General features: G+C 29.9%; 3 protein-coding genes. 1 reads left to right on the forward strand and 2 read right to left on the reverse strand.

Annotated elements, in window-relative coordinates; genetic code table 11:
* On the reverse strand, window positions 1–430 hold a 430-nt coding region (locus ABZA26_RS13705; RefSeq protein ID WP_372715057.1), incomplete at its 3' end, for an FAD-dependent oxidoreductase.
* A 363-nt stretch (window positions 431–793) separates the two neighbouring features.
* Here ABZA26_RS13705 and ABZA26_RS13710 point away from each other — a divergent pair.
* Window positions 794–1,906, forward strand: coding sequence for a hypothetical protein (locus ABZA26_RS13710; protein WP_372715058.1), 1,113 nt, complete (start codon window positions 794–796; stop codon window positions 1,904–1,906).
* A 67-nt stretch (window positions 1,907–1,973) separates the two neighbouring features.
* Here ABZA26_RS13710 and ABZA26_RS13715 read toward each other — a convergent pair whose 3' ends face one another.
* Entirely contained in the window at window positions 1,974–2,045 is a 72-nt protein-coding gene (locus ABZA26_RS13715; RefSeq protein ID WP_372715059.1) for a hypothetical protein, read from the reverse strand.
* Between the last annotated feature and the right edge of the window lie 12 nt (window positions 2,046–2,057).

A 2,057-nucleotide genomic window follows, 5' to 3' on the forward strand; every position in this document is an offset into this window, starting at 1 on the left:
ACCCTACTATTTTGTCTGCACTCTCTATATTTCTAACAGTAAATACGTTATTACTATCTATCCCTTTTATATCAGGTTTTATAGGCTTTGCTCCTGTGGCTATTACCAGCTTGTCGTAGAAATCCTCAAATATTTCCCCTGTATGATAATCTTTTACCTCTATACTTTGCTTTGACGGGTCTATTCTCAAAACCTCATGTCCTGTTCTCACATCTATGTTAAATCTTTTCTTAAACCAGCATTCATCTCTAGGAGTTAGATTACTTCTTTCTATATCATTTTGACCGATATAATAAGGCAGGCCACAGGCTGAGTAACTTATGTCCCTGTCTTTTTCGTACATCACTATTTCACAATCTTCAGAATTTCTTCTTGCCTTTGCAGCTACTGATGTCCCCGCAGCTACCGACCCTATGATAATAATCCTCATTTTATCCCTCCAGAACTTTATTCTATAAATAAGTTGAATATAAAAACCGGGAATATCCTTCCTGATGAAATATCTATAATTTCATCTAAAAATATATCTTAGTTAACTTTATATTTATTATTTTTAACACAACCTCTTATTATCCTCTTTTAAATCCATTTATAAAGATTTTATATAAATATTCTAAAATATACAATCTTTTTTTCGTATACTACCATAAAAGTTTATTTTATAAAAATGTAACCTTTACAATCTGACATTTATATAAAAATTACATTTTTTTTATTTACTGAGGTATAATAGTTGAAAGTTAAATTTAAAAAATAAATCTAAGGCACAAGACAAAAGAAGAGGTGAACTCACTTGAAAATAATAGAAACAAAACTGGATAAAATTGCAGAAATATGGAATGATTTTATTTTAAATGAGAAATTTTTTCAAAGGAAAATAAATTTTGATTCAGAGGTAGAAACTAATTATTTCGGGGATATACTCCATTATTTTTACGATTCTCTCATACTTATCAAGGAAAACATCCCAGAAGATGATAAAAACAATTTTTCAGCTTCTGTTTTTTATGCCATCGGCTTACTTCAGATTATATTTATACAGCATGATCTCATGAGGGAGTTCTTTTATATTTTCAATATAGACAAGGATGAAAAAAAAGAGTTTGAAAAAGAGATAAAAAGAATAAGAGACCTTAGAAATGAGCTAATTGGACACCCTATAAACAGAAATTCAAAAACAGGCGAACTCAGATCTACCGTCTTTTGGGGAAACAGAATGAGTAAAAATCAAATCCATTATCTCAAATACACAAGAAAAGACAATTTTAAAAGGGGAATACAAAAAGAGTTCTCAGTAACTCATTTGATCAGTAATCAAGAAATTGTATTTAAAAAATATCTGAATCTCATTCTTCTCAACCTTAAGGATTACCTTAGAGAATACCTTGACAATATCAATCAAATTGAGCTTAACCTTAATGAAGACTGCGATTTTTTTTATTTGATAGACAACATACAAAACAACTGCACTCTTCTCTGGAATAAACATATAATTTTTGATAGGGATATTCTTTTGGAATGTTATACAAAAAAGACCCTTCATCCTAGATATGAAAATACACTGGAAATTTTCAGAAACAAACTTAACTACAACATTATAAATTTAAAAAACAGAGTTTATGCAAAACTAGATGAAGAAAATAAAATCACTGGATTTGAAAATAAAAACAGAGAAATCTTTAAGTACAGCGAAGAAATCACTCATTTTCTTGTAAGACTTTTTGAAAAAAGACAGGTAAAGGAGAGGATCAGTTCACTGAGAAATACTTTCTCTGAGTTTCCTCATATTTTAGAAGAACTGGAAAATATGGAATCCAACACAGAAAATAATGCAGAGTATTACTCCTCATATTTTTATTTGACAGGTGTTCTTCTAAAAAAAGCCGTCTCTCATGTAAAATTTTAATGGATTATATAACTAGAAAAACCCCTCAGCCTGAGATAACTGAGGGGTTTTTCTTATAGCTGATATACTATTTTTTAATAAGATCCTTGACTTCGTCTACAGATAAGACTCTTCCTGTCGACACAACCTTACCATCTATTACAACGGCAGG

Origin of the sequence: Ilyobacter sp. (genome assembly GCF_041583315.1) — a bacterium.
GTDB lineage: Bacteria > Fusobacteriota > Fusobacteriia > Fusobacteriales > Fusobacteriaceae > Ilyobacter.